This window comes from Nocardioides baculatus, from assembly GCF_016735675.1.
GTDB classification, from domain to species: Bacteria; Actinomycetota; Actinomycetes; order Propionibacteriales; family Nocardioidaceae; genus Nocardioides; species Nocardioides baculatus.
The window spans coordinates 133,270-155,742 of sequence record NZ_JAERSG010000004.1 but is presented as its reverse complement, the minus strand read 5'-3'; the positions used below and the strand labels follow the sequence as shown (position 1 = coordinate 155,742).

The window sequence follows — 22,473 nt, the reverse complement described above, 5'->3', positions numbered from 1 at the left end:
GCCCTATCGTTCGGCGTATGACCAACCCGGATGCTGCCCCGGATCCCGAGCTCGCCGGTGGCCTCGACGAGCCCGACGACCTGCAGCCCGCCGAGGGCTCGCTGCGGCTGGTCGGCGACCACGACACCTACGACGTCGCGGCCTGGGAGGCGGCGACCGCCGCGGTGCTGCGCAAGGCTCGCCGGCTGGGCGAGGACGCGCCCGACTCCGACGTCTGGGCCGCGCTGACCCGCACCACCCTCGACGGCATCGAGGTGGCGCCGATCGGCCAGCGGTCCGACCTCGACGGCCTCGCCACGAGCGGGCGCCCGCAGCGCGTCGGCTCCTGGGACGTGCGTACGTCGCTCGTCGGCGCCGACGCGGCCGCGATGAACGAGGCGGCCCTGGCGGACCTCGACACCGGCGCCACGTCGCTGCACCTCGATCTCATCGCTGGTGATGCGGACCTCGGCCGGGTCCTGCGCGGCGTCCTGCTCGACCTGGCGCCCGTCACGCTCGATCGGCCCACGACGCACCGGTCGGAGGCGCTGGCCCGGCTCCTCGAGGACTCGCCCGCGGACCCGCACCCCCACCACAACCTGTCGGCCGACCCAGCGACCGCGCTGCTGATCGGCGAAGGCGTCCGGGAGGGTGAGCCGACGCTGGCCGAGTCCTTCGTCGACACCGTCCGCCGCGCCCAGGCGCTCGGCGTGCTGGGTGCGGTCGTCGACGGCACCGTCCTGCACGACCTCGGGGCGAGCGACGCCCAGGAGCTCGGCTGGACGATGGCCGTGGGCGTGCACTACCTCCGCGAGCTCACCGACGCCGGCCTCACCGTCGACGAGGCCGCCGGTCTCCTGGAGTTCCGCTACGCCGCCACCGACGAGCAGTTCCCGACGATCGCGAAGCTGCGTGCTGCGCGCCGACTCTGGGCGCGCGTGCTCGAGGCCAGCGGCGGCACGGACGTCCCGCAGCGCCAGCACGTCATCACCAGCCGGGCGATGATGGGCAAGCACGACCCCTGGGTCAACATGCTCCGCGGCACGGTCGCAGCGTTCGCGGCCGGCGTCGGCGGTGCCGACGCGCTGACGGTGGTCCCGTTCGACGAGCGGCTCGGCCAGCCCGATGCGTTCGGCCGGCGCATCGCCCGCAACACCTCCTCGCTCCTCATCGAGGAGTCGCACGTCGCGACGGTGACCGACCCGGCCGGCGGCTCCTACGCCGTGGAGAAGCTCACCGACGACCTCGCCGTCGCCGGGTGGACAGAGCTCGGCCGGATCGAGTCCGACGGCGGCATCGGGTCGATGGCGGCCGAGGCGGTGCGCGCACGGGTCGACGAGGTGCGTGCGAAGCGGGACGCCGGCATCGCGGACCGCTCGCGCCCGCTGACCGGGATCTCGGAGTTCCCGAACCTCGACGAGGTGCTGCCCGAGCGCGAGCCGTGGCGCCGCAACGGCGAGGTCGTGCACTACGCCTCGCCCTACGAGGACATGCGGGCCGAGCCCGCCGAGCGACCGGTCTTCCTCGCGACGATGGGCCCGATCTCCGCCCACACGGCGCGCGCCACCTTCGCCAGCAACCTGTTCGCCGCCGGCGGCGTGGCCGTCGAGGTCGCCGGGGCGACCGACTCCGTGCAGGCGGTGACGGACGCCTATGCCGGCCAGCCCGTCGTGTGCCTCGCCGGCACCGACGCGGCGTACGCCGAGTGGGGCGCCGACCTCGTCACGGCCCTGCGCGCGGCAGGGGCGACGTACGTCGTGCTGGCGGGCAAGCCGGGGGAGCGCACCGTCACCGACGTGGACGACTCGTGTGCCCTGGGGGTCGATGCGCTCGGCTTCCTGGCCCGGATCCGAGAGGAGCTCGCCCGATGAGCACTTCGAGACGGTCGCAGAGCGACCTCCTCAGCACAGGCATCCCGAAGAACTTCGCCGAGGTGGACCTCGCCGGCCGCCACCCCGCGACCGGCGCCGTCGACGGCGAGCCGTGGGCGAGCCCGGAGGGCATCGACATCCTCCCGGTCTACGGCCCCGAGCACCTCGAGGGCCTCGACGGCCTCGACACCTGGCCGGGGATCGCGCCGTTCCTGCGGGGGCCCTACCCGACGATGTACACGACGCAGCCGTGGACGATCCGGCAGTACGCCGGCTTCTCGACCGCGGAGGAGTCCAACGCGTTCTACCGCCGCAACCTGGCCGCCGGGCAGAAGGGGCTGAGCGTCGCGTTCGACCTCGCCACCCACCGCGGCTACGACTCCGACCACCCGCGCGTGCGCGGCGACGTCGGCATGGCGGGCGTGGCGATCGACTCGATCTACGACACCCGCACCCTCTTCGACGGCATCCCGCTCGACGAGATGTCGGTGTCGATGACGATGAACGGCGCGGTGCTGCCGGTGCTCGCGCTCTACATCGCCGCGGCCGAGGAGCAGGGGGTGAAGCCGGAGCAGCTCGCGGGGACCATCCAGAACGACATCCTCAAGGAGTTCATGGTCCGCAACACCTACATCTACCCGCCCTCGCCGAGCATGCGGATCATCAGCGACATCTTCGCCTTCACCTCGCAGAAGATGCCGCGCTTCAACTCCATCTCGATCTCCGGCTACCACATCCAGGAGGCCGGGGCGACGGCCGACCTCGAGCTGGCCTACACGCTCGCCGACGGTGTCGAGTACATCCGCGCGGGCCTCGGGACCGGCATGACGATCGACCAGTTCGCGCCGCGACTGTCGTTCTTCTGGGCCATCGGGATGAACTTCTTCATGGAGGTCGCCAAGATGCGCGCGGCCCGCGCGCTGTGGGCGCGACTGGTCGACGACTTCGACCCGCAGAACCCGAAGTCCCGGTCGTTGCGGACGCACAGCCAGACCTCGGGCTGGTCGCTGACCGCGCAGGACGTCTTCAACAACGTCGGCCGCACCTGCATCGAGGCGATGGCATCGACCCAGGGGCACACGCAGTCGTTGCACACCAACGCCCTCGACGAGGCGATCGCGCTGCCGACCGACTTCTCGGCCCGCATCGCCCGCAACACCCAGCTGCTGCTGCAGCAGGAGAGCGGCACGACCGAGATCATCGACCCCTGGGCAGGCTCCTACTACGTCGAGAAGCTCACCCACGACCTCGCCGAGCGCGCGTGGGCGCACATCCAGGAGGCCGAGCGGGCCGGCGGCATGGCCGCTGCGATCGAGCAGGGCATCCCCAAGATGCGCATCGAGGAGGCGGCCGCCCGCACCCAGGCGCGGATCGACTCCGGCGCGCAGAAGGTCATCGGCGTCAACACCTTCCGCCTGGCCGCCGAGGACAAGCTCGACGTGCTCCGCGTGGACAACGACGACGTCTACCGGCAGCAGGTCGCCAAGCTCGAGCGGCTGCGCGCCGAGCGCAACGACGACGACGTACGCCGTGCGCTCGACGCGCTGACCGCGTCGGCCGAGCGCGGACCGGTCGGCGGCGGCTCCCTCGAGGGCAACCTGCTCGCGCTCGCGGTCGACGCGGCGCGGGCGAAGGCCACGGTCGGCGAGATCTCCGACGCGCTGGAGAAGGTCTACGGCCGGCACCAGGCCGTGATCCGTACGATCAGCGGCGTGTACCGCGACGAGGCAGGCGCCGCCGAGGGTTCCGCCGTCGCGGCCGTGCTCGCCGCGACCGAGGAGTTCGAGGCCGAGGAGGGACGCCGCCCGCGCATCCTCGTCGCCAAGATGGGCCAGGACGGCCACGACCGCGGCCAGAAGGTCGTCGTCACCGCCTTCGCCGACCTCGGCTTCGACGTCGACGTCGGGCCGCTGTTCTCCACGCCCGAGGAGGTCGCCCAGCAGGCGATCGACGCCGACGTGCACATCGTCGGGGTCTCCTCGCTCGCGGCCGGGCACCTGACGCTGCTGCCCGCCCTCAAGCAGGCGCTGGCCGACCAGGGCCGTCCGGACATCATGATCGTCATCGGCGGCGTCATCCCGCCCGACGACGTCGCGACGCTCAAGGAGATGGGCGCCGCGGCGGTCTTCCTGCCGGGCACCGTGATCGCCGAGTCGGCGCTCGACCTGCTGGCCCGGCTGCGCTCCGAGTGAGCCGCTGATGGCCCGCGGCCCGGTCGACGTCGGCGCGCTGGTCGAGGGCATCCGCTCCGGCCGCCGCGCGGACGTCTCGCGCGCCATCACGCTGGTCGAGTCCTCGCGCGCCGAGCACCGGGGCGCCGCGCGCGAGCTGCTGACCGAGCTGGCGTCCTTCGAGCTCCCCCCGGCCACCCGCGTCGGCATCTCGGGCGTGCCGGGTGTCGGCAAGTCGACCTTCATCGAGGCCCTCGGCACGCGGCTGACCGCCGCCGGCCACCGCGTCGGGGTGCTGGCCGTGGACCCGTCGTCAATCCGGACCGGCGGCTCGGTGCTGGGCGACAAGACCCGGATGGCCGCCCTGTCGGTCGACCCGCGTGCCTTCATCCGGCCGTCGCCGTCGGCGGGCACCCTCGGTGGCGTCGCGCGGGCCACCACGCAGGCGATGCTGGTGCTCGAGGCGGCCGGCCACGACGTCGTGCTCGTCGAGACGGTGGGCGTCGGCCAGTCCGAGGTGACGGTCGCCGGGATGGTCGACACCTTCCTGTTCCTCACCCTCGCCCGCACCGGCGACCAGCTCCAGGGCATCAAGAAGGGGATCCTCGAGATCGTCGACGTGGTCGCCGTCAACAAGGCCGACAGTCAGGGAGGGGAGGACCGTGAGGGCGAGGCGCGGGTGGCCGCGCGCGAGCTCGCCGGGGCGCTGCGCCTGGTCCGGGGTCACGCCGAGTGGGCGCCCCCGGTCGTCACCTGCTCCGCGCTGACGGGCGCGGGCATCGACGACGTGTGGTCGCGCATCGGCCAGCACCGCGAGCACCTCGGTGCCGACGGGCTCGCCCACAAGCGTGCCGAGCAGCAGCTCGACTTCACCTGGGCGCTCGTGCGCGACGAGCTCGCCCAGCGGCTGCGGACCTCGCCCGGCGTCGCTGCTGTGCGTGACGACGTACGCCGTGCCGTGCTGTCGGGGGACCTCCCGGCGCCGCTGGCCGCGGATCGGCTTCTCGCGGCCTACGACTCCGGGACGGCCTAGACTGGGCCGGTCATGCCCCCATCAGTGAACCAGCCCACGCCTGCCACAGCTGTCATCCAGGAGGTCGTCGACAAGCACGCCGACGACCTCATTTCTTTGCGCCGTGACCTGCACGCGCACCCCGAGCTGAGCTGGGCCGAGAGCCGGACCTCCGACCTCGTCGTGTCCGCCCTCGAGGGCGCCGGCTGGGCGATCACGCGGCCCGACGGCGGGGGAGTGCTCGCCGAGCTCGGCCACGGCGGCGACCTGGTCGCCCTGCGCGCCGACCTCGACGCGCTGCCGATCGACGACCTGGTCTCCGACCCGTGGAAGAGCACCGTGCCGGGCGTCGCGCACGCGTGCGGCCATGACGTCCACACCTCCGGCCTCGTCGGCGCGGGCCTCGCGCTCGCCGAGGTCGCCACCCGCGGCCTGCTGCCGGGCCGGGTGCGGCTGCTGTTCCAGCCGGCCGAGGAGGTCATGCCCGGTGGCGCGCTCCACCTCATCTCCAGCGGTGCGCTGGAGGGCGTCTCCCACGTCTTCGGCCTGCACTGCGACCCGAGCCTCGACGTCGGCCGCATCGGCCTGCGCGAGGGCCCGCTCACCGGTGCCGCCGACGCACTGACCGTCCGCCTCATCGGCAAGGGCGGCCACACGTCGCGTCCGCACCTGACCGAGGACCTCACCTTCGCGCTCGGCAAGGTGATCACCGAGCTGCCCGCCATCCTGAGCCGCCGCCTCGACCCGCGCGCGGGCGTCAGCGTCGTCTGGGGGATGGTGCGCGCCGGCTCGGCCCCCAACGTGATCCCGCACGGCGGCGTCGTCGCCGGCACCGTCCGGATGCTCGACGCGGTCGCGTGGGCCGACGCGGAGCACCTGATCCGCCAGCTCATCACGTCGATCGTCGCGCCCTACAGCGTCACCGCGGAGGTGACCTACCAGCGCGGCGTGCCGCCGGTCGTCAACCACGTGGTCTCGACCGAGCTGCTCGGCACCGCCCTCGAGCGCGTGCTCGGTCCGCACGGACACGTCTCCACCCTGCAGAGCCTCGGTGGCGAGGACTTCGGCTGGTACCTCGACTCCGTGCCCGGCGCGATGGCGCGCCTCGGCACGCGCACGCCAGGCGGACCGACGTACGACCTCCACCAGGGCAACCTGCGCATCGATGAGGCCGCCACGGCGATCGCCGCCCGGGTGCTCGCCGAGGCCGCGGTCACCGCGCTGTCAGCCGACTGACCCCTCGGCGGGCGCGAGCCCGACGGGGACGCCGAAGGTGAACCGGCTGCCTGTGCCGATGGTCGACTCGACCTCGAGCCGACCGTGCATCAGGTCCGCGAGCTCGCTGGCGATGGCCAGGCCGAGCCCGTTGCCCTGGCGATCGCCCGACGCGTGCGGGTCGGCCTGGGTGAACGGCTCGAAGAGCACCGGCAGCTGCTCGTCGTCGATGCCGATCCCGGTGTCGGCGACCTCGAGGCACAGCCAGGTGGTCGCGGTGTCGCCGGCGCCGGCGCACGACGCGCGCACGTCGACCCGACCGTGCTCGGTGAACTTGATCGCGTTGTGCACCAAGGTCCGCAGCACCTGGGCGATGCGCGGGCCGTCTCCGCACCCGGTCGTCGGGACGTTCGCGTCGACCTCGACGACGAGCTCGATGCCGCGCGCCTCGGCAAGCGGTGCCGCCCAGGCCTCGACCTCCTCGACGAGCTCGCGCACGTGCAGAGGGCCCTGCTCGAGCACGGTCCGGCTGGCCTCCAGCTGGGAGAAGTCCAGCAGGTCCCGGGCCAGGCGCATCAGGCGCTCCGCGTTGCGGTGCACGACCTGCGCATAGTGGGCGGGCTCGTCGCCCAGGTCGGTCTCCATGAGCAGGTCGGATGCTCCGATGAGCGCTGCGAGCGGCGTACGCACCTCATGGCTCACTGTCGCGAGGAACCGGGTCTTCGCGGCGTTCGCCGACCGCAGGTCGCGGAGCACCCGCTGCTCCTCGGTCGTGTCCTCGGTGATGCCATGCACGCCCACCACCTCGCCGTCCACGAGCACCGGAATCGCTGTGCACCGGATGTCGACGATCCCTCCGTCGACCCGTTGCACCCGGGCCTCGACGACCTGGGGGACGCCCGCGAGGGCGCGGTCGAAGCCGGCTTGGAGCAGGTGGACGTCGTCAGGGTGGATCACGTCGGCGAAGTGCGTACGACGCATCTCCTCCAGGCTCAGCCCGGTCATCTCGAGCGCGCGCTGGTTCGCGTCGGTGTAGAAGCCGCGGCAGTCGACCGAGTACGTCGCGTGCGGGTGGTGGGTGAAGAGCGACGCGTAGCGCTCCTCGGCCTGCGCCAGGGCGTCCGCGCCAAGTGACGAGCTCACGAGAGGGACCTCCGAGTGTTCTCCGGTGACGACGGGCCAGTAGACCACGTCGGGACCGCCGTCCTGTCGATCCGTGCCCACCTCGTACGTCATGGTGGTGTCACCGCAACCCGAGGAGAAGACGTGAAGCTGTTGCTCACTTCAGGAGGCATCACCAACCCGAGCATCGAGGCGGCCCTGCTCGAGCTGCTCGGCAAGCCGATCGCCGAGTGCCACGCGCTCTGCGTGCCGACCGCCCAGTGGGGGCACCAGGGGTGCGGCCCCCAGGGTGCGCGAGCCTTCGTGGCCGGCACCCCGGGCCGGGGGCAGGCGATGACGGCGATGGGCTGGGCCTCCGTCGGACTGCTCGAGGTCAGCTCGCTGTCGACCATCGACCGCGAGCGGTGGGAGCCCTGGGTGCGGGAGGCCGACGTGCTCCTCGTCGACGGCGGCGACGCGACCTACCTCGCCCACTGGATGCGCGAGTCCGGCCTCGCCGACCTCGTGCCGGCGCTCGACACCGTGTGGGTCGGCGTCAGCGCGGGCAGCATGGTCATGACCCCGCGGATCGGCCCGGACTTCGTGTCGTGGACGCAGGCGCCCGACGACCGGACGCTGGGCGTCGTCGACTTCTCGATCTACCCGCACGTCGGCCACCCGATGATGCCGGAGAACACCCTGGCCGACGCCGAGCGCTGGGCCGCCGACCTCGGGCTCCCGGCGTACGCCGTCGACGACGACACCGCGATCGTGGTGGTCGACGGCCGGGTCGAGGTCGTCTCCGAGGGGACCTGGCAGCAGCTCGCCTGAGCCCGCGGACGCAGCAGGGCCCGGCGCTGCTGCGCCGGGCCCTCTGTGCGTACGTCGTGGTGCTACTGCTGTTTGTAGGGCACCCCGTCGGCGGCCGGGGGCCGGGAGCGGCCGACCAGGCCCGCCACCGCGAAGATGGTGACGAGGTAGGGGAGCATCAGCATGAACTGGCTCGGCACGGGGGAGCCGATGGCCGACAGCACGCCCTGCAGGTTGGAGGCGAAGCCGAACAGCAGCGCCGCGAGGGTCGCCCGGATCGGGTCCCACTTGCCGAAGATGACCGCCGCGAGCGCGATGTAGCCCGCACCGCCCGTCATCTCGCGGTTGAAGCCCGCGACCGAGACCAGGCTGAAGTAGGCGCCACCGAGGCCGGCGATCGCACCCGCCAGCAGGATCGTGCGGTAGCGCGTGCGGTTGACCCTGATGCCGACGGTGTCGGCCGCCTTGGGGTGCTCGCCGACGGCGCGGACCCGGAGGCCCCAGCGCGTGCGGTAGAGCGCGTAGGCGACGAGCGCGACCACGATGTAGAGCAGGTAGACGAGCGGGGTCTGGCGGAACAGGATCGGGCCGATCAGTGGGATGTCGCCGAGCACCGGGATCGGGAACGCGCGCATCCGCTCGGGGGAGTTGAGGGTGTCGGCGTTGGGGGTGAGGACCTGGCGGAACAGGAAGTTCGTCAGGCCGACCACCAGCACGTTGAGCACGACACCGACGATCACCTGGTCGACGAAGTAGGTGATGGCGAACAGGCCGAGGATCAGCGCGATGAGCGCACCGGCCACCATCGCGGCGACCAGGCCGGCCAGCGACGAGCCGGTGAGCGAGGCGGTGATCGCCGCGGCGAAGGCGCCGAAGAGCAGCTGGCCCTCGATGGCGATGTTGACCACGCCCGCGCGCTCGCCGAGCACGCCTCCCAGCGCGCCGAAGACCAGCGGGATCGCGAGTGCGACCGCGCCGGCGAAGAGGCTGACCACGCGGATCCGGCCGTCGGCGGCCGCCCAGCTCAGGAAGCCGGTCATCCACGCGAGGGCGAAGACGATCGGCAGCCACGCCGGCTGGCGCACGTGCGCCAGCAGGCGGCGTACGGACTCACCGGCGACGGCGACGCACACCAGCACCATCAGCCAGGCCGTCAGCATCGAGGGCACGGTGATGTCGGGCAGCGTCACGAAGTCGGTCTCGGCGGACAGCTGGAACGTCGTGTCGCCCTCGTGGGCGGAGCGCAGGAGGACGATCGCCAGCAGCGCCGCCATCACGCCGAAGATGATCGGCAGCTTCTTGGCACCGGCCGCCTTCGTGGGCGTGACCGCCGGGTCGGGCGCGAGCCCGCCCTGGTCGGCGGGCGTCGGGTTGGTCACGGTGCTCACTTGGCCTCCTGGGCGGGGAGCCGGAAGATCGCGCGCACCAGGGGAGGTGCGGCGAGGAAGAGGACGATCAGCGACTGGACCACCAGCACGAGGTCGACCGAGATGTTCTCGGACGACTGCATGGTGAAGCCGCCGGCCTTGAGGAAGCCGAACAGGAGCCCGGCGGCCAGGATGCCGAGCGGACGCGACCGGCCGAGCAGCGCCACGGTGATGGCGTCGAAGCCGATCGAGGCGTCGAGGTCGAGCGAGACGCCGCTGGAGACGGTGCCGAGCACCTGGTTGACGCCTGCGAGGCCGAGGAGCGAGCCGGCGATGAGCATCACGGTGGTGTAGGTGCGCCCGACGTTGATGCCGGACGCGCGGGCGGCGTGCGGATTCTCACCGACGGCGCGGATCCGGTAGCCGAGGGTCGAGCGGCTGAGCAGCCACCACACCACGCCGACGGCGATGAGCGCGAGCACGAAGCCGAGGTGCAGGTTGAACTTGTCGCCCAGCACCTTGGGCAGGATCGCGGTCTCCTTCATCGGAAGCGACTTCGGGTTGTTGGACGCCGGCGTCTTGAAGAGGAAGTCCTCGGCGAGCGCGTAGAAGAGGAGGTAGAAGGCGACGTAGTTGAGCATGATCGTCACGATCACCTCGTGCGCACCCGTGCGGGCCTTGAGCAGGCCGGCGATGCCGCCCCACAGGGCACCGGCCGCCATCCCGACCAGGATCGCGACGACGAGGTGGATGCCGGCCGGGAGGGAGACCTGCGAGCCGACCAGGCCGGCCGCGCCGCCGGCGATCAGCATCTGGCCGCGACCACCGATGTTGAAGAGCGCCGCGCGGAACGCGATGCCGACGCCGAGGCCACCGAGGATCAACGGCCCGGCGAACTTCAGCGTCTCCGTCAGCGGGCGCCACTGCTGGGCCGGCTCGGTGAGGTTGTAGTTGAAGATCGCGCCGCGGAACATCGCGCTGTAGGCGCCGGAGATGGCCTCCCACACGGCGGAGAAGAAGTCGGACGGGCGGGCGGTGACGTAGCCCAGCGTCTCGCGCACGCCCTCGTCGGTCGCGGCGATCATCACCGAGCCGACGAACACGGCGAGGAAGACGGCCAGCACCCCGGACAGCGCGTCGCCGGAGGCGATCTCGCGGAGCACCGAGCGCGAGCGCGAGTCGTCCTTCGCGGCGTCCTCCGTCGTCTCCTGCGGCGCTTCCTCGGTCACGGTGTCCGTCCCCGACTCCGGCTCCGGCTGCACGGGCTTCTCGTCGGGCTGGGGCTTGTCTGCGTCGCTCATACGGCCACGTCCTTCAGGTCCTTCGGGCGTTCGCCGGTCATCATCAGTCCGAGGGTCTCGCGCGGGGTGTCGGCCGGCACGATGCCGACGACCTGGCCGCGGTAGAGCACCATGATGCGATCGGCGAGGGCGACCACCTCGTCGAGCTCGGTGGAGACGACCAGCACCGGGATGCCGCTGTCGCGGGTCGCGACGATCTGCTTGTGGATGAACTCGATCGAGCCGACGTCGACGCCGCGCGTGGGCTGTGCGGCGACCAGCAGGCGCAGGTCGCGGGACAGCTCGCGGGCCACGACGACCTTCTGCTGGTTGCCGCCCGAGAGGTTGGCGGCCAGCGAGTCGATGTCGCGGGCGCGGACGTCGTACTCCTGGAGCTTCTGCTGCGCGAACTCGCGCAGGGCGCCGATGCGCAGGCCACCGTTCTTCACGAACGGCGACTTGAAGCTGCGGTTGAGCATGAGGTTCTCGGCGATGGTGAAGCCGGGCACCAGGCCGTCGACCTGGCGGTCCTCGGGGATGAATCCGACCCCCGAGTCGAGGATCCTGCGCGTCGACTTCCCCACGAGCTCGGTGCCGTCGAGGACGATCGAGCCGGTGACGTCGTCCTGGAGGCCGAGGAGGGCCTCGGTGAGCTCGGTCTGGCCGTTGCCCTGCACGCCGGCCACGGCGAGGACCTCGCCGGCGCGGATGGTGAAGCTGAGCCCGTCGACCTGCGCGTGACCCGCGGGGTCGACGACGCGGAGGTCCTTGACCACCAGGGCGTCGGCACCGAGCTGGGGCTCGTCCTTGTGCACGGTCAGCTCGACCGGGCGGCCGACCATCATCGAGGCGAGCTCGGCGTTGCTGGACCTGGGATCCGCCTCGCCGACCACCTTGCCCAGGCGGACGACCGTGATGCGGTCGGCGACGGCGCGGACCTCGCGGAGCTTGTGGGTGATGAAGACGATCGCCTTCCCGGCCTCCTTGAGCTGGCGCATGATGTCCATCAGCTCGTCGGTCTCCTGGGGAGTGAGGACCGCGGTCGGCTCGTCGAAGACGAGCAGCTCGGCGTCGCGTGAGAGCGCCTTGATGATCTCGACCCGCTGCTGCACGCCGACCGGGAGGTCCTCGACGAGGGCGTCCGGGTTCACGTGGAAGCCGAAGCGATCGGAGATCTCGGTGACGCGGGTGCGGGACGCGTCGAGGTCGAGCGTGCCGGCGAAGCCGGTGGACTCGTTGCCGAGCATGACGTTCTCGGCGACGGTGAAGACGGGGATGAGCATGAAGTGCTGGTGGACCATGCCGATGCCGGCGGCCATCGCGTCACCGGGACCGGTGAAGTGCTGGACGACGCCGTCGAGCTCGATCTCGCCCTCGTCGGCCTTGTAGAGGCCGTAGAGCACGTTCATCAGGGTCGACTTGCCGGCACCGTTCTCGCCGAGCAGGCAGTGGATCTCGCCGGGCTCGACGGTGAGGGAGATCGAGTCGTTGGCCACCACGCTGCCGAAGCGCTTGGTGATGCCTCGCAGGACGAGTCTCATGGCATCGCATCCTAGGGGTCGGGGTGTGCGGCTTGGCCGCGAGGAAGGCTAGTCGCCGCACAGCCGCAGGTCTGGGCACAGATGTGCCAAACATCGGGGCCGTCGACTGGCACAAGCAGAGGGAGGCCGACGGAACCGTCGGCCTCCCTCGCGATGGAGCAGTGGTGCAACCTGGCTGCTACCAGGGGCTGATCAGCCCAGGTAGGACTCGACCTTGATCGAGCCGTCGATGATGCCGGCCTTCACCTCGTCGAGCTTGCCCTGCAGGTCGGGGCTGACCTTGCTCTCCCAGTCGTGGAACGGGGCGATGCCGACGCCGTCGTTCTCGAGCGTGCCGACGTAGGGAGCGAAGTCGAACTCGTCGTTGCCCGCGGCCAGGACGGCCTCGTAGGTCGAGACCTTCATGCCCTTGAGGATCGAGGTCATGACGTAGGGCTGCGTGGACGGGTCGGTCTCGTAGAGGTCAGCGTCGACGCCGAGCATCGCGATGTCCTTGCCCGAGTCCTCGATGGCCGTGATGGCGCCCTGGTAGATCGGGCCACCGACGGGAAGGATCACGTCGACGTCCTGGTCCAGGATCTGCTTGGCCGTGCTGGTCGCGGCCTCGTTGGCCTCGAAGCCACCGGTGAACGAGCCGTCCTTGCCGTCCCAACCGACGACCTCGACGTCCTTCTTGTTCTCCTTGGCGTAGTACTCGGCGCCCTGCTTGAAGCCGTCCATGAAGATCGTCACGGTCGGGAAGGGGAGACCGCCGTAGGTGCCGACCTTGCCCGTCTTGGTGTAGTCGGCAGCGGCGTAGCCGGCCAGGAACGCGGCCTGGGCGGTGTTGTAGAGGAGCGGCTTGATGTTCTCGACGTCGGCCTTGCCGTCGAAGGTCGCACCGTCGTCGCCACCGTCGGCCGAGTCGTCGATGAGGACGTACTCGATGTCGGGGTTGGCCTTGGCGGACTCCTTGGTGGCCGAGGCCAGCGCGAAGCCGACGGTCACGATGACGTCGCAGCCCTCGCCGACGAGGCTCTCCAGGTTGGGGGCGAACTCGTTCTCGCTGTTGGACTCGACGGACTTGAGCTCGACGCCCAGCTCGTCGGCGGCCTGCTGGGCACCCTCGAAGCCGAGCTGGTTGAACGACTTGTCGTCGAACCCGCCGGCGTCGGAGACGATGCAGGGCAGGAAGTCGCTCGCAGCGGGGGTCTCGCTGGCGCTCCCGCCGGTGTTGGTGTCTTCCTCGGGTGCGTCACCGCACGCAGCCAGCGTCGCGGCCGCGAGCAGCGCAACCAGGCCGCTCGAGACGACCTTCCTCGTCTTCAGCACAATGCCTCCAAATTCGTGCACCCCGGGGTTGGGGTCAGCGTTCGGGCGTCATGATGCCTCCCCACGTGCCACAGGTCACGCAGATACTGACCACCGAAATACGTCTGTGACATAAAACCTGCAGGCGATCTTTCGGCGAAACCTGCCAAAGACCCTCGCTTCGCCGTATGCGACATAGTTGCGCCGTGGAACAGAGGGACTGGGATGAGCTCAAGCAGGCCGCCGTCGAGGTGATGGGACGCGCCTACGCGCCCTACTCGCGCTACCCCGTCGGAGCCGCCGCGCGGACCGACGACGGGCGCACCGTGGTGGGCTGCAACGTCGAGAACGCGGCGTACGGCGTCACGCTCTGCGCCGAGTGCGGGCTGGTCTCCCAGCTCCACGCCACCGGGGGTGGCCGCCTGACGCACTTCGTCTGCGTGAACGCCGACAGCGACGTGATCATGCCGTGCGGGAGGTGCCGCCAGCTGCTCTTCGAGCACGGCGGGCGCGACCTGCTGGTCTGGACCATCGCGGGCGTCAAGCCGATGTCCGAGGTGCTGCCCGACGCCTTCGGGCCTGACGACCTCGGCCTCGTCACCTCGACCGCAACCGACCAGGACGGAGGCCGCTGATGGCCGCCCACGACGCCGTCGAGGTCATCCTCGCCAAGCGCGACAACCACGAGCTCACCGACAGCCAGATCGACTGGGTGATCGACGCCTACACGCGCGGCGAGGTCGCCGACGAGCAGATGTCCGCACTCGCGATGGCGATCCTGCTCAACGGGATGAACCGCACCGAGATCGCCCGCTGGACCGCCGCGATGATCGCCTCCGGCGAGCGGATGGACTTCTCCACCCTGTCGCGGCCGACCGCCGACAAGCACTCGACCGGTGGCGTCGGCGACAAGATCACGCTCCCGCTCGCCCCGCTCGTCGCGGCCTGTGGCGTCGCCGTACCCCAGCTCTCCGGTCGCGGCCTCGGCCACACCGGCGGCACCCTCGACAAGCTCGAGTCGGTCCCGGGCTGGCGCGCGGCGCTCAGCAACGAGGAGATGTTCGCGATCCTAGAGGACGTCGGCGCGGTCATCTGCGCCGCCGGCGACGGCCTCGCGCCCGCCGACAAGAAGCTCTACGCCCTGCGCGACGTGACCGGGACGGTCGAGGCGATCCCGCTGATCGCCAGCTCGATCATGAGCAAGAAGATCGCCGAGGGCACCGGCGCGCTCGTGCTGGACGTCAAGGTCGGCAGCGGCGCCTTCATGAAGGACCTCGCCACTGCGCGCGAGCTCGCCGAGACGATGGTCGCGCTCGGCACCGACGCCGGCGTGCACACCGTCGCTCTCCTCACCGACATGGCCACCCCGCTCGGCCTCACCGCCGGCAACGCGATCGAGGTCGCCGAGTCCGTCGAGGTGCTCGCCGGTGGCGGGCCCGCCGACGTGGTCGAGCTGACCCTCGCCCTGGCCCGCGAGATGCTCGCCGGCGCGGGACGCGACGACGTCGACCCGGCCGACAAGCTCGCCGACGGCTCGGCGATGGACGCCTGGAAGGCGATGATCCGCGCGCAGGGCGGCGACCCCGACGCCGCGCTGCCGGAGGCGAAGGAGTTGCACGTCGTCGCCGCACCGGCCAGCGGCACGCTCACCCGCCTCGACGCGATGGCGGTCGGTCTCGCGGCCTGGCGTCTCGGTGCCGGTCGCGCCCGCAAGGAGGACCCGGTCCAGGCGGGTGCCGGCGTGGTCTGGCACGCGCGCCCGGGCGACGAGGTCACCGAGGGCGAGCCGCTCTTCACGTTGCTCACCGACGAGCCCGAGCGCTTCGACCGCGCCCTCGCCTCGCTCGAGGGCGGCTACGACATCGGCGACGGCGCGGGCTTCACGCGCGGGGAGATCGTGCTCGACCGGATCAGCTGAGGTTCCATAGCCAAACTGGAGCCTTGCCCCCGAAGTTTCGGGGTGAAGGCTCCAGTTTCCCCGGGTACCCGGGGAACGCAACGCGACGCGACTGGACGACCGGATCAGCTGATCAGGCGTTGAGGAGCAGCACCACGTGCTGGGCGACGCAGGCGGGCTTGTCCTGGCCGTCGATCTCGACGGTGTGCTCGACGATGAGCTGCTTGCCCGCGGGAAGGTCGCGCACCTCGCCGAAGCGGACGTGCGAGCGCAGTCGGCTGCCCACGGGCACCGGGCTGGGGAAGCGGACCTTCTCCAGGCCGTAGTTGAGCCGTGCCCCGGGCGTCTCGAGCTGGAAGACCTGCGAGGCGAAGCGGGGGAGCAGGCTCAGCGTCAGGAAGCCGTGCGCGATCGTCGTGCCGAACGGTCCGGCGGCGGCCTGCTCGACGTCGACGTGGATCCACTGGTGGTCGAGCGTCGCGTCGGCGAACGCGTCGATCCGCGCCTGGTCGATCTCGAGCCACTCGCTGGTGCCGATCTCCGAGCCGGCAGCGGCGGCGACGTCGTCGAGCGTGGTGAAGGTGCGCATGGGGCCGAAGATAGACCAACGGCCGCAAGTGCTTGGATGTGCCGATGAGCACTCTGTCCCGCGACCAGGTCCACCGTGCCCCGAAGGTGCTGCTGCACGACCACCTCGACGGTGGCCTGCGTCCGCAGACGATCGTCGAGCTGGCCGCGGAGATCGGCCACGAGCTCCCGGCCGCCGACGCGGAGTCGCTCGGCCGGTGGTTCACCGAGTCGGCCGACTCCGGCTCGCTGGTGCGCTACCTGGAGACCTTCGACCACACCGTCGCGGTCATGCAGACCGGCCCCCACATCGCCCGGGTCGCGCGTGAGTGCGTCGAGGACCTGGCGGCCGACGGCGTCGTCTACGCCGAGGTGCGCTACGCCCCCGAGCAGCACGTCACGGGCGGCCTGACGCTCGACGAGGTGGTCGCTGCGGTGCAGGAGGGCTTCGACGCCGGGGTGGCCGCGAGCGGCGGCAGGATCGTCGTACGCCAGCTGCTGACCGCGATGCGCCACCAGGCGCGGTCGATGGAGATCGCCGAGCTCGCCGTGGCGTGGCGCGACCGTGGCGTGGCCGGCTTCGACATCGCGGGCGCCGAGGCGGGCTTCCCGCCCACCCGTCACCTCGACGCGTTCGAGTACCTCCAGCGGGAGAACTCGCACTTCACCATCCACGCCGGCGAGGCCTTCGGCCTGCCGTCGATCTGGCAGGCCATCCAGTGGTGCGGCGCCGACCGGCTCGGCCACGGCGTGCGGATCATCGACGACGTCACGGTCAACGACGACGGGTCGGTCGAGCTCGGCCGGCTCGCGGCCTACGTCCGTGACATGCGGATCCCGCTCGAGATGTGCCCGCGCTCCAACATCCAGACCGGCGCCGCCGAGTCGATCGCGGAGCACCCGATCGGCCTGCTGACGAAGCTGCGGTTCCGGGTCACGGTCAACACCGACAACCGGCTGATGAGCGGGACGTCGATGACCGAGGAGATGTTCGGCCTGGTCGAGGCCTTCGACTACGGGCTCGAGGACCTGCGCTGGTTCACCATCAACGCGATGAAGTCGGCGTTCCTGCCCTTCGACGAGCGGCTCGCGATCATCGACGACGTCGTCAAGCCGGGCTACGCAGCCCTCATCGCCGAGGGCTGACCACCAGCCACGGCCGGTCCCAGCCGGCAAGGCCGAGGTCCCCGGACTCCCAGCGCCCGCGGGACACCTCGAGGTCGAGGCCCGACGCGGGCTCGTAGGTCCGGGTGATGTCGCGCTCGACGTCGGTGACCAGCACGACGTGGCGGGGCAGGAAGCGGTCGCCGACGAAGACCGCCGCCGGTCGCGTCGGTGTCACGTGGGCCAGGTGCGGCCAGACCCGACGGCCCAGCCGCACCGTGCGGACGTCGTACGGCACCCGGGTGAGGAGGCGCAGCTCGCGGGCCACCGCCCACGGCGGCGTCCCGAGCGAGCGCGGCCACGGCACCTGCCAGCCGCCGGCGGTGTCGGCGAGCGAGGTCAGCCGGCGATGGAGCGTCACGGCCTCGTGGGCGAAGGTCGCCTGGTCGCCCACCAGCCCGGCATAGCGCGGGTGCACGATCCGGCGGGCCATCACGAGCGCGGCGGCGCCGCACGAGCGGCGGTCGGGCTGCCGGAGCCTCACCGGCGGCCGACCGCCGACGCGGTCAGCTCGGCGTAGGCCTGGTCGCCGGTGGCCTTGCGGCACCCCTGGCGCAGGGCGTGGGCGACGACGCGCTGCTGGTCGCGCATGAGGGCGACCCCGCGACGCATCAGCACGAGCGGGGGCTTGCGGTGCTCGCGCAGGTCGCGGGTGAGCCGGCGCCAGAAGGTGACGAGGGGGTGCTGGGTGATGCAGTAGGCCGCCGCGAGCAGGCCCTCCTCGCGGCAGGTGGCCACGACCTCCGGCGCGAAGATCCCCTCCGCGACGAAGAGAGGACTGCCCTCGAGGTCGACGGGCCGGGAGCCGACGCGGCCGTTCTGGGAGATCTCGTAGACCGGGACCTCGCAGCGGCCGGTCGCGCAGAGCTCACGGAGCGCGGCGAGGGCATCCTGCTCGTGCCACGAGGCGGGGTCGTCCCAGTCGACGATGCCGGCGTTGGCGCCGACGCTGATGCGGGGGAGCGTCGGGTCGTCGCCGTCCTTGTAGTAGTCGTCGAGCCGGAGGATCGGGAGCCCGAGCCGCTCGGCGAGCCGGGACTTCCCGGCCCCGCTCGGCCCGGCCAGGACGACCACCTGGGCAGCGCTCACGTGTTTCCATCTCATTTCGTCGTTCGGCCACGGGGGTCAGGGCTGGACACTAGTCTCGCCCAGACCGCTGATCGAAATTCCTTGTGGGAGGAACTTCATGAGTCTGGACGACTCCGCCGCGCCCGGAAACGGGCAGTCCGCGCCTCGCAAGCGCAATGTCCCGCTGCTCGTCGGGCTGGTGCTCGTCATCGCGCTCGGCCTCTTCGCGGCCTTCACGTTCGTCAGCGGGGACGACGTCCCGGCCGAGGCGGACTGCGTCTCGGACAAGGTCACCCTCACCACCGCCCCGGTCATGAAGGAGCTGGTCGAGCAGGCCGTCGAGGACGTCAACGCCGACGAGCCGTGCGTCGACATCCAGGTCACCGCAGGCACGGTGAAGGACGTCGTCGCGCTGCTCGCCGACCCCGACGCCCAGCTCCCCGAGATCTGGATCCCGGACAGCCCGACCTGGAAGGGCCAGCTCACCGCGGCCGGCTGGACCGGCTCCCCGATCGCCAAGGTGCTCGCCCAGACGCCCGTCGGCCTCATCGGCGGCCCCGCGGCCAAGGCGCCCGACTCGTGGGCGAGCGCCCTCGACGGCGGCAGCCTCGCGATGGCCGACCCCAGCGCCGAAGGCGCATCCGCCCTCGCCCTGCTGGCCCCCTACGCCGAGATGAAGCAGACCGGCGAGACCCCGCAGTCGATCGAGCAGAAGACGGTCCCCGTCGCGCAGACGTACGGCGAGCGCGCGGTGGCCGGCAGCGCCAACGAGACCGACCTGTCGACGATCTCCGCGTCGAGCACCCAGCTGGTGCCCGCGACCGAGGAGGCCTACCTCACCGCTCGTCGGAGCAACGACCAGCTGAGCCTGGTGGCGCCGAAGACCGGTGTGCCCATGCTGCAGTACCCGCTCATCGACGTGAGCCGTGGCAGCGGCGACCTCCTCGCCAGCGGCGGGGACATGTCGGCCCGTGTCGGCCGTGCGCTGACCCGCTGGTTCACGTCCACCGCCGGCGTGGAGGCCATCGCCGCCGCCGAGCTGCGCGGCCCCGACGGTGCCCCGCTGCCCAGCGAGATCGGCCTCGGCGACGCCAAGGTCCTCCCGACGGTGGCGCAGAAGACGACGGACGACACGCTCCGCCAGTGGCGCGTGCTGTCGGTGCCCTCGAGCATCCTCGCGGTCGTCGACCTGTCGGGCTCGATGAAGACGGCCATCGGCGACACCACCCGCATCAAGCTCGCCGTCCAGGCCTCCGAGGTCGCGCTCGACGCGTTCCCGGAGCAGGCCCGGATCGGCATCTGGGGCTTCTCGAAGAACCGCGGCGAGGGCGGGGTCTCCTACGAGGAGTACGCCACCCTCGACCGCCTCGACGCCCCGGCCGGCGCGGCCGGCACGCACGGCGACGTCGTCCGCAGCGAGGCCGGCAAGCTCGTCGACCGCGTCCGCGGCGGCACGGGCGTCATGGACACCACGCTGGCGGCGTACAAGTACGCGCAGGAGAAGTGGGACCCGGCCTGGTTCAACTCGGTCGTGATCTTCACCGACGGTGCCGCCGACGACACCAGCTCGCTCTCGCTGGACTCGCTCGTCAACCAGCTCAAGACGCTCCGCGACCCGGCCAAGCCGGTCAAGGTGATCATCATCGGCCTCTCTCAGGAGTCCGACACCGGCGAGCTCGACGAGATCGCGACCGCCACCGGCGGGCAGAAGTACGTCGTCAACGACCCCAACGAGATCCTCGGGATCCTGGCGCAGGCGCTGCTCAACCGCTGACCCCGCACGTACGACGAAGGCCCCCGGAGGATCTCCGGGGGCCTTCGTCGTCGGTGTCGGTGCGGTCAGACGCCGATGGGGTGCCAGACCGTCTTGGTCTCGAGGAACCGGGTCATCCGGTCGAGGCCGGGCTCGGCGAGCCAGTCGGTGTCGGGAGCGGGACGGCGTACGCGCTTGAGGTTGTCGGCTCCGGCCGCCTCGAGCTCGGTCGCCAGGGCGACGTCCTCGACGCCGGTGAGGTCGATGCCGTTGACGTCCATGTGCGAGGCCAGCCAGGGGGCGATCTCGGCCTGCGAGCCGGTGAGGACGTTGACGACGCCACCGGGGAGGTCGCTGGTCGCCATCACCTCGCCGAGCGTGATCGCGGTCAGCGGGTTGTCCTCGCTGGCGATCACCACGACGGTGTTGCCGGTGATGATGAGCGGCGCCACGACGCTGACCAGGCCCAGGAGGGCACCCCGGGGAGCGACGACGGCGATGACGCCGCTGGGCTCCGGGGTGGACAGGTTGAAGTAGGGGCCGGCGACCGGGTTGGCGTTGCCGACGACCTGGGTGATCTTGTCGGCCCAGCCGGCGTACCAGACGAGGCGGTCGATGGCCGCGTCGACGTAGGTGCGCGCCTTCGCCGTCGAGATGCCCTCGGCGGCGCGGAGCTCGGCCTCGAACTGCTCGCGGCGCCCCTCGAGGACCTCGGCGATGCGGTAGACGACCTGGGCCCGGTTGTAGGCGGTCTTGCCGGACCAGCCACCGAAGGCGGCCCGGGCGGCGACGACGGCGTCACGGGCGTCCTTGCGGGAGGCCTGCGCGGCGTTGGCGAGCAGGCGGCCCTTGGCGTCGTTGACGACGTAGGAGCGGCCGGACTCGGAGCGGGGGAACTGGCCGCCGATGTAGAGCTTGTAGGTCTTGCGCACGTCGATGCGGGACATCAGCTGTCCTCTCCCTTGAGGTAGGCCTCGAGCCCGTGGCGGCCGCCCTCGCGGCCGTACCCGGACTCCTTGTAGCCGCCGAACGGCGAGGTCGGGTCGAACTTGTTGAACGTGTTGGCCCACACGACGCCGGCGCGGAGCCGGTTGGCCATCGACAGGATCCGCGAGCCCTTGTCGGTCCACACGCCGGCCGAGAGGCCGAACGGGGTGTTGTTGGCCTTCTCGACCGCCTCGGAGGGCGTCCGGAACGTCAGCACGGACAGCACCGGGCCGAAGATCTCCTCGCGGGCGATGCGGTGGGCCTGCGAGACGCCGGTGAAGACCGTCGGGGCGAACCAGTAGCCGTTGGACGGCAGCTCGCACGGGGCCGACCAGCGCTCGGCGCCCTCGGCCTCGCCGATGTCGGAGAGCTCGCGGATCTTCGCGAGCTGCTCCGCGGAGTTGATCGCCCCGACATCGGTGTTCTTGTCGAGCGGGTCGCCCACGCGCAGCGTGGCCATCCGGCGCTTCAGGCGCTCCATGACCTCGTCGGCCACGGACTCCTGCACGAGCAGGCGGGAGCCGGCGCAGCACACGTGGCCCTGGTTGAAGAAGATGCCGTTGACGATGCCCTCGACGGCCTGGTCGAGCGGGGCGTCGTCGAAGACGATGTTGGCCGCCTTGCCGCCGAGCTCGAGCGTGACCTTCTTGTTGCTGCCGGCGACAGCACGCGCGATCGCCTTGCCGACGTCGGTCGAGCCGGTGAAGGCGACCTTGTCGACGTCGGGGTGCGACACGATCGCGCGGCCGGTGTCACCGGCGCCGGTGACGATGTTGACGACGCCCGGCGGGAGGTCGGCCTGCTGGCAGATCTCGGCGAACAGCAGCGCGGTCAGCGGGGTGGTCTCGGCGGGCTTGAGCACGACGGTGTTGCCGCACGCCAGGGCCGGGGCGATCTTCCACGCCAGCATCAGGAGCGGGAAGTTCCACGGGATGACCTGGCCGGCGACGCCCAGCGGCGTCTCGCCGTAGCCGGAGTACTTCAGCTTGTCGGCCCAGCCGGCGTAGTAGAAGAAGTGCGCCGCGACGACCGGGATGTCGACGTCGCGCGACTCCTTGATGGGCTTGCCGTTGTCGATCGACTCCAGTACGGCGAGCTCGCGGCCGCGCTCCTGGATGATCCGCGCGATGCGGTAGAGGTACTTGGCGCGCTCGGAGCCGGACATCCGCGACCAGACGCGGGTGTAGGCGCGGCGGGCGGCCTTGACGGCGGCGTCGACGTCGGCGTCGCTCGCCTCGGCGACCTCGGCGAGCACCTCCTCGGTGGCCGGGTTGACGGTCTTGAAGGCCTTGCCGGTGCCGTCGACGAACTCGCCGTCGATGAACAGGCCGTAGGACGGCTTGATGTCGACGATCGCGCGCGACTCGGGTGCGGGGGCGTACTCGAAAACAGTGCTCATC

19 protein-coding genes are annotated in these 22,473 nt (G+C 71.3%); 9 read left to right on the top strand and 10 right to left on the bottom strand.

The features are described 5' to 3' along the window. Positions 1 to 17 precede the first annotated feature (17 nt). Genes JI751_RS13860 through JI751_RS13845 form a run of 4 tightly spaced genes read left to right on the top strand, consistent with a single transcriptional unit; the run spans position 18 to position 6,269 of the window. Positions 18 to 1,850, top strand: a complete 1,833-nt coding sequence (locus JI751_RS13860; protein WP_201937714.1) for a methylmalonyl-CoA mutase family protein — start codon at positions 18 to 20, stop codon at positions 1,848 to 1,850. After that, entirely contained in the window at positions 1,847 to 4,042 is a 2,196-nt protein-coding gene (gene scpA, locus JI751_RS13855; protein WP_201937712.1) for a methylmalonyl-CoA mutase, read from the top strand. Before JI751_RS13860 ends, scpA begins: the two co-directional genes overlap by 4 nt. 7 nt (positions 4,043 to 4,049) lie before the next feature. Next, the gene (gene meaB / locus JI751_RS13850) at positions 4,050 to 5,054 is read left to right on the top strand and encodes a methylmalonyl Co-A mutase-associated GTPase MeaB (RefSeq protein ID WP_201937705.1); all 1,005 of its coding nucleotides are present in this window, start codon (positions 4,050 to 4,052) and stop codon (positions 5,052 to 5,054) included. Between the two features lie 12 nt (positions 5,055 to 5,066). Further along, positions 5,067 to 6,269: an amidohydrolase gene (locus tag JI751_RS13845; protein WP_201937703.1), complete on the top strand. Its 1,203-nt coding sequence runs from the start codon at positions 5,067 to 5,069 to the stop codon at positions 6,267 to 6,269. Here the strand turns inward: JI751_RS13845 and JI751_RS13840 are convergent. Next, complete coding sequence (locus tag JI751_RS13840) at positions 6,258 to 7,391, bottom strand: sensor histidine kinase (protein ID WP_201937701.1); 1,134 nt, start codon at positions 7,389 to 7,391, stop codon at positions 6,258 to 6,260. The genes JI751_RS13845 and JI751_RS13840 overlap by 12 nt on opposite strands. A gap of 123 nt (positions 7,392 to 7,514) precedes the next feature. Here JI751_RS13840 and JI751_RS13835 point away from each other — a divergent pair, with 123 nt between their 5' ends. Then, positions 7,515 to 8,180: a Type 1 glutamine amidotransferase-like domain-containing protein gene (locus JI751_RS13835; RefSeq protein WP_201937699.1), complete on the top strand. Its 666-nt coding sequence runs from the start codon at positions 7,515 to 7,517 to the stop codon at positions 8,178 to 8,180. A 62-nt stretch (positions 8,181 to 8,242) separates the two neighbouring features. Here JI751_RS13835 and JI751_RS13830 read toward each other — a convergent pair whose 3' ends face one another. The 4 genes from JI751_RS13830 to JI751_RS13815 all read right to left on the bottom strand — a co-directional run bounded on the left by JI751_RS13830 (position 8,243) and on the right by JI751_RS13815 (position 13,658). Then, positions 8,243 to 9,547 carry an ABC transporter permease gene (locus JI751_RS13830; RefSeq protein ID WP_307814224.1) on the bottom strand — a complete coding sequence of 435 codons (1,305 nt, stop codon included), beginning with the start codon at positions 9,545 to 9,547 and terminating at the stop codon, positions 8,243 to 8,245. Continuing rightward, positions 9,544 to 10,827: an ABC transporter permease gene (locus JI751_RS13825; protein WP_201937691.1), complete on the bottom strand. Its 1,284-nt coding sequence runs from the start codon at positions 10,825 to 10,827 to the stop codon at positions 9,544 to 9,546. The genes JI751_RS13830 and JI751_RS13825 overlap by 4 nt, the downstream gene beginning before the upstream one ends. Continuing rightward, the gene (locus JI751_RS13820; protein ID WP_201937689.1) at positions 10,824 to 12,347 is read right to left on the bottom strand and encodes an ABC transporter ATP-binding protein; all 1,524 of its coding nucleotides are present in this window, start codon (positions 12,345 to 12,347) and stop codon (positions 10,824 to 10,826) included. The genes JI751_RS13825 and JI751_RS13820 overlap by 4 nt, the downstream gene beginning before the upstream one ends. A gap of 192 nt (positions 12,348 to 12,539) precedes the next feature. Further along, positions 12,540 to 13,658 (bottom strand): BMP family lipoprotein, encoded by a 1,119-nt coding sequence (locus tag JI751_RS13815; RefSeq protein ID WP_307814223.1) that lies wholly within the window; start codon positions 13,656 to 13,658, stop codon positions 12,540 to 12,542. A gap of 185 nt (positions 13,659 to 13,843) precedes the next feature. Here JI751_RS13815 and JI751_RS13810 point away from each other — a divergent pair, with 185 nt between their 5' ends. Together JI751_RS13810 and JI751_RS13805 are read left to right on the top strand one after the other, a co-directional pair. Continuing rightward, on the top strand, positions 13,844 to 14,272 hold the full coding sequence (locus JI751_RS13810) for a cytidine deaminase (protein WP_307814222.1): 429 nt from the start codon (positions 13,844 to 13,846) through the stop codon (positions 14,270 to 14,272). Further along, the gene (locus JI751_RS13805) at positions 14,272 to 15,555 is read left to right on the top strand and encodes a thymidine phosphorylase (protein WP_201937685.1); all 1,284 of its coding nucleotides are present in this window, start codon (positions 14,272 to 14,274) and stop codon (positions 15,553 to 15,555) included. Before JI751_RS13810 ends, JI751_RS13805 begins: the two co-directional genes overlap by 1 nt. A gap of 112 nt (positions 15,556 to 15,667) precedes the next feature. Here the strand turns inward: JI751_RS13805 and JI751_RS13800 are convergent, their stop codons facing one another. Beyond that, a complete protein-coding gene (locus JI751_RS13800; protein ID WP_201937675.1) occupies positions 15,668 to 16,123 on the bottom strand; it encodes a MaoC family dehydratase in 456 nt (151 codons plus the stop codon). Positions 16,124 to 16,167: 44 nt separating this feature from the next. On the opposite strand from JI751_RS13800, the gene JI751_RS13795 reads away from it, so the two are divergent. Then, a complete protein-coding gene (locus tag JI751_RS13795) occupies positions 16,168 to 17,247 on the top strand; it encodes an adenosine deaminase (RefSeq protein WP_201937673.1) in 1,080 nt (359 codons plus the stop codon). Here the strand turns inward: JI751_RS13795 and JI751_RS13790 are convergent. Together JI751_RS13790 and JI751_RS13785 are read right to left on the bottom strand one after the other, a co-directional pair. Next, complete coding sequence (locus JI751_RS13790) at positions 17,231 to 17,749, bottom strand: hypothetical protein (protein WP_201937672.1); 519 nt, start codon at positions 17,747 to 17,749, stop codon at positions 17,231 to 17,233. The two genes, JI751_RS13795 and JI751_RS13790, sit on opposite strands and share 17 nt — an antisense overlap. After that, entirely contained in the window at positions 17,746 to 18,354 is a 609-nt protein-coding gene (locus tag JI751_RS13785; RefSeq protein WP_201937670.1) for a nucleoside/nucleotide kinase family protein, read from the bottom strand. The genes JI751_RS13790 and JI751_RS13785 overlap by 4 nt, the downstream gene beginning before the upstream one ends. 97 nt (positions 18,355 to 18,451) lie before the next feature. On the opposite strand from JI751_RS13785, the gene JI751_RS13780 reads away from it, so the two are divergent. Then, positions 18,452 to 20,107 (top strand): substrate-binding domain-containing protein, encoded by a 1,656-nt coding sequence (locus tag JI751_RS13780; protein WP_201937668.1) that lies wholly within the window; start codon positions 18,452 to 18,454, stop codon positions 20,105 to 20,107. Positions 20,108 to 20,172: 65 nt separating this feature from the next. On the opposite strand, the gene JI751_RS13775 is transcribed toward JI751_RS13780, so the two are convergent. Continuing rightward, complete coding sequence (locus tag JI751_RS13775; protein ID WP_201937666.1) at positions 20,173 to 21,033, bottom strand: aldehyde dehydrogenase family protein; 861 nt, start codon at positions 21,031 to 21,033, stop codon at positions 20,173 to 20,175. Beyond that, complete coding sequence (locus tag JI751_RS13770) at positions 21,033 to 22,472, bottom strand: aldehyde dehydrogenase family protein (RefSeq protein ID WP_201937657.1); 1,440 nt, start codon at positions 22,470 to 22,472, stop codon at positions 21,033 to 21,035. The genes JI751_RS13775 and JI751_RS13770 overlap by 1 nt, the downstream gene beginning before the upstream one ends. Position 22,473 lies beyond the last annotated feature (1 nt).

Excerpts from the sequence above, each read along its gene's own strand:
- JI751_RS13795 (WP_201937673.1), top strand. The coding sequence starts at position 16,168 with ATGAGCACTCTGTCCCGCGACCAGGTCCACCGTGCCCCGAAGGTGCTG.
- JI751_RS13860 (WP_201937714.1), top strand. The coding sequence starts at position 18 with ATGACCAACCCGGATGCTGCCCCGGATCCCGAGCTCGCCGGTGGCCTC.
- JI751_RS13780 (WP_201937668.1), top strand. The coding sequence starts at position 18,452 with ATGAGTCTGGACGACTCCGCCGCGCCCGGAAACGGGCAGTCCGCGCCT.
- meaB (WP_201937705.1), top strand. The coding sequence starts at position 4,050 with ATGGCCCGCGGCCCGGTCGACGTCGGCGCGCTGGTCGAGGGCATCCGC.
- JI751_RS13820 (WP_201937689.1), bottom strand. The coding sequence starts at position 12,347 with ATGAGACTCGTCCTGCGAGGCATCACCAAGCGCTTCGGCAGCGTGGTG.
- scpA (WP_201937712.1), top strand. The coding sequence starts at position 1,847 with ATGAGCACTTCGAGACGGTCGCAGAGCGACCTCCTCAGCACAGGCATC.
- JI751_RS13805 (WP_201937685.1), top strand. The coding sequence starts at position 14,272 with ATGGCCGCCCACGACGCCGTCGAGGTCATCCTCGCCAAGCGCGACAAC.
- JI751_RS13845 (WP_201937703.1), top strand. The coding sequence starts at position 5,067 with ATGCCCCCATCAGTGAACCAGCCCACGCCTGCCACAGCTGTCATCCAG.
- JI751_RS13775 (WP_201937666.1), bottom strand. The coding sequence starts at position 21,033 with ATGTCCCGCATCGACGTGCGCAAGACCTACAAGCTCTACATCGGCGGC.
- JI751_RS13770 (WP_201937657.1), bottom strand. The coding sequence starts at position 22,472 with ATGAGCACTGTTTTCGAGTACGCCCCCGCACCCGAGTCGCGCGCGATC.
- JI751_RS13825 (WP_201937691.1), bottom strand. The coding sequence starts at position 10,827 with ATGAGCGACGCAGACAAGCCCCAGCCCGACGAGAAGCCCGTGCAGCCG.
- JI751_RS13800 (WP_201937675.1), bottom strand. The coding sequence starts at position 16,123 with ATGCGCACCTTCACCACGCTCGACGACGTCGCCGCCGCTGCCGGCTCG.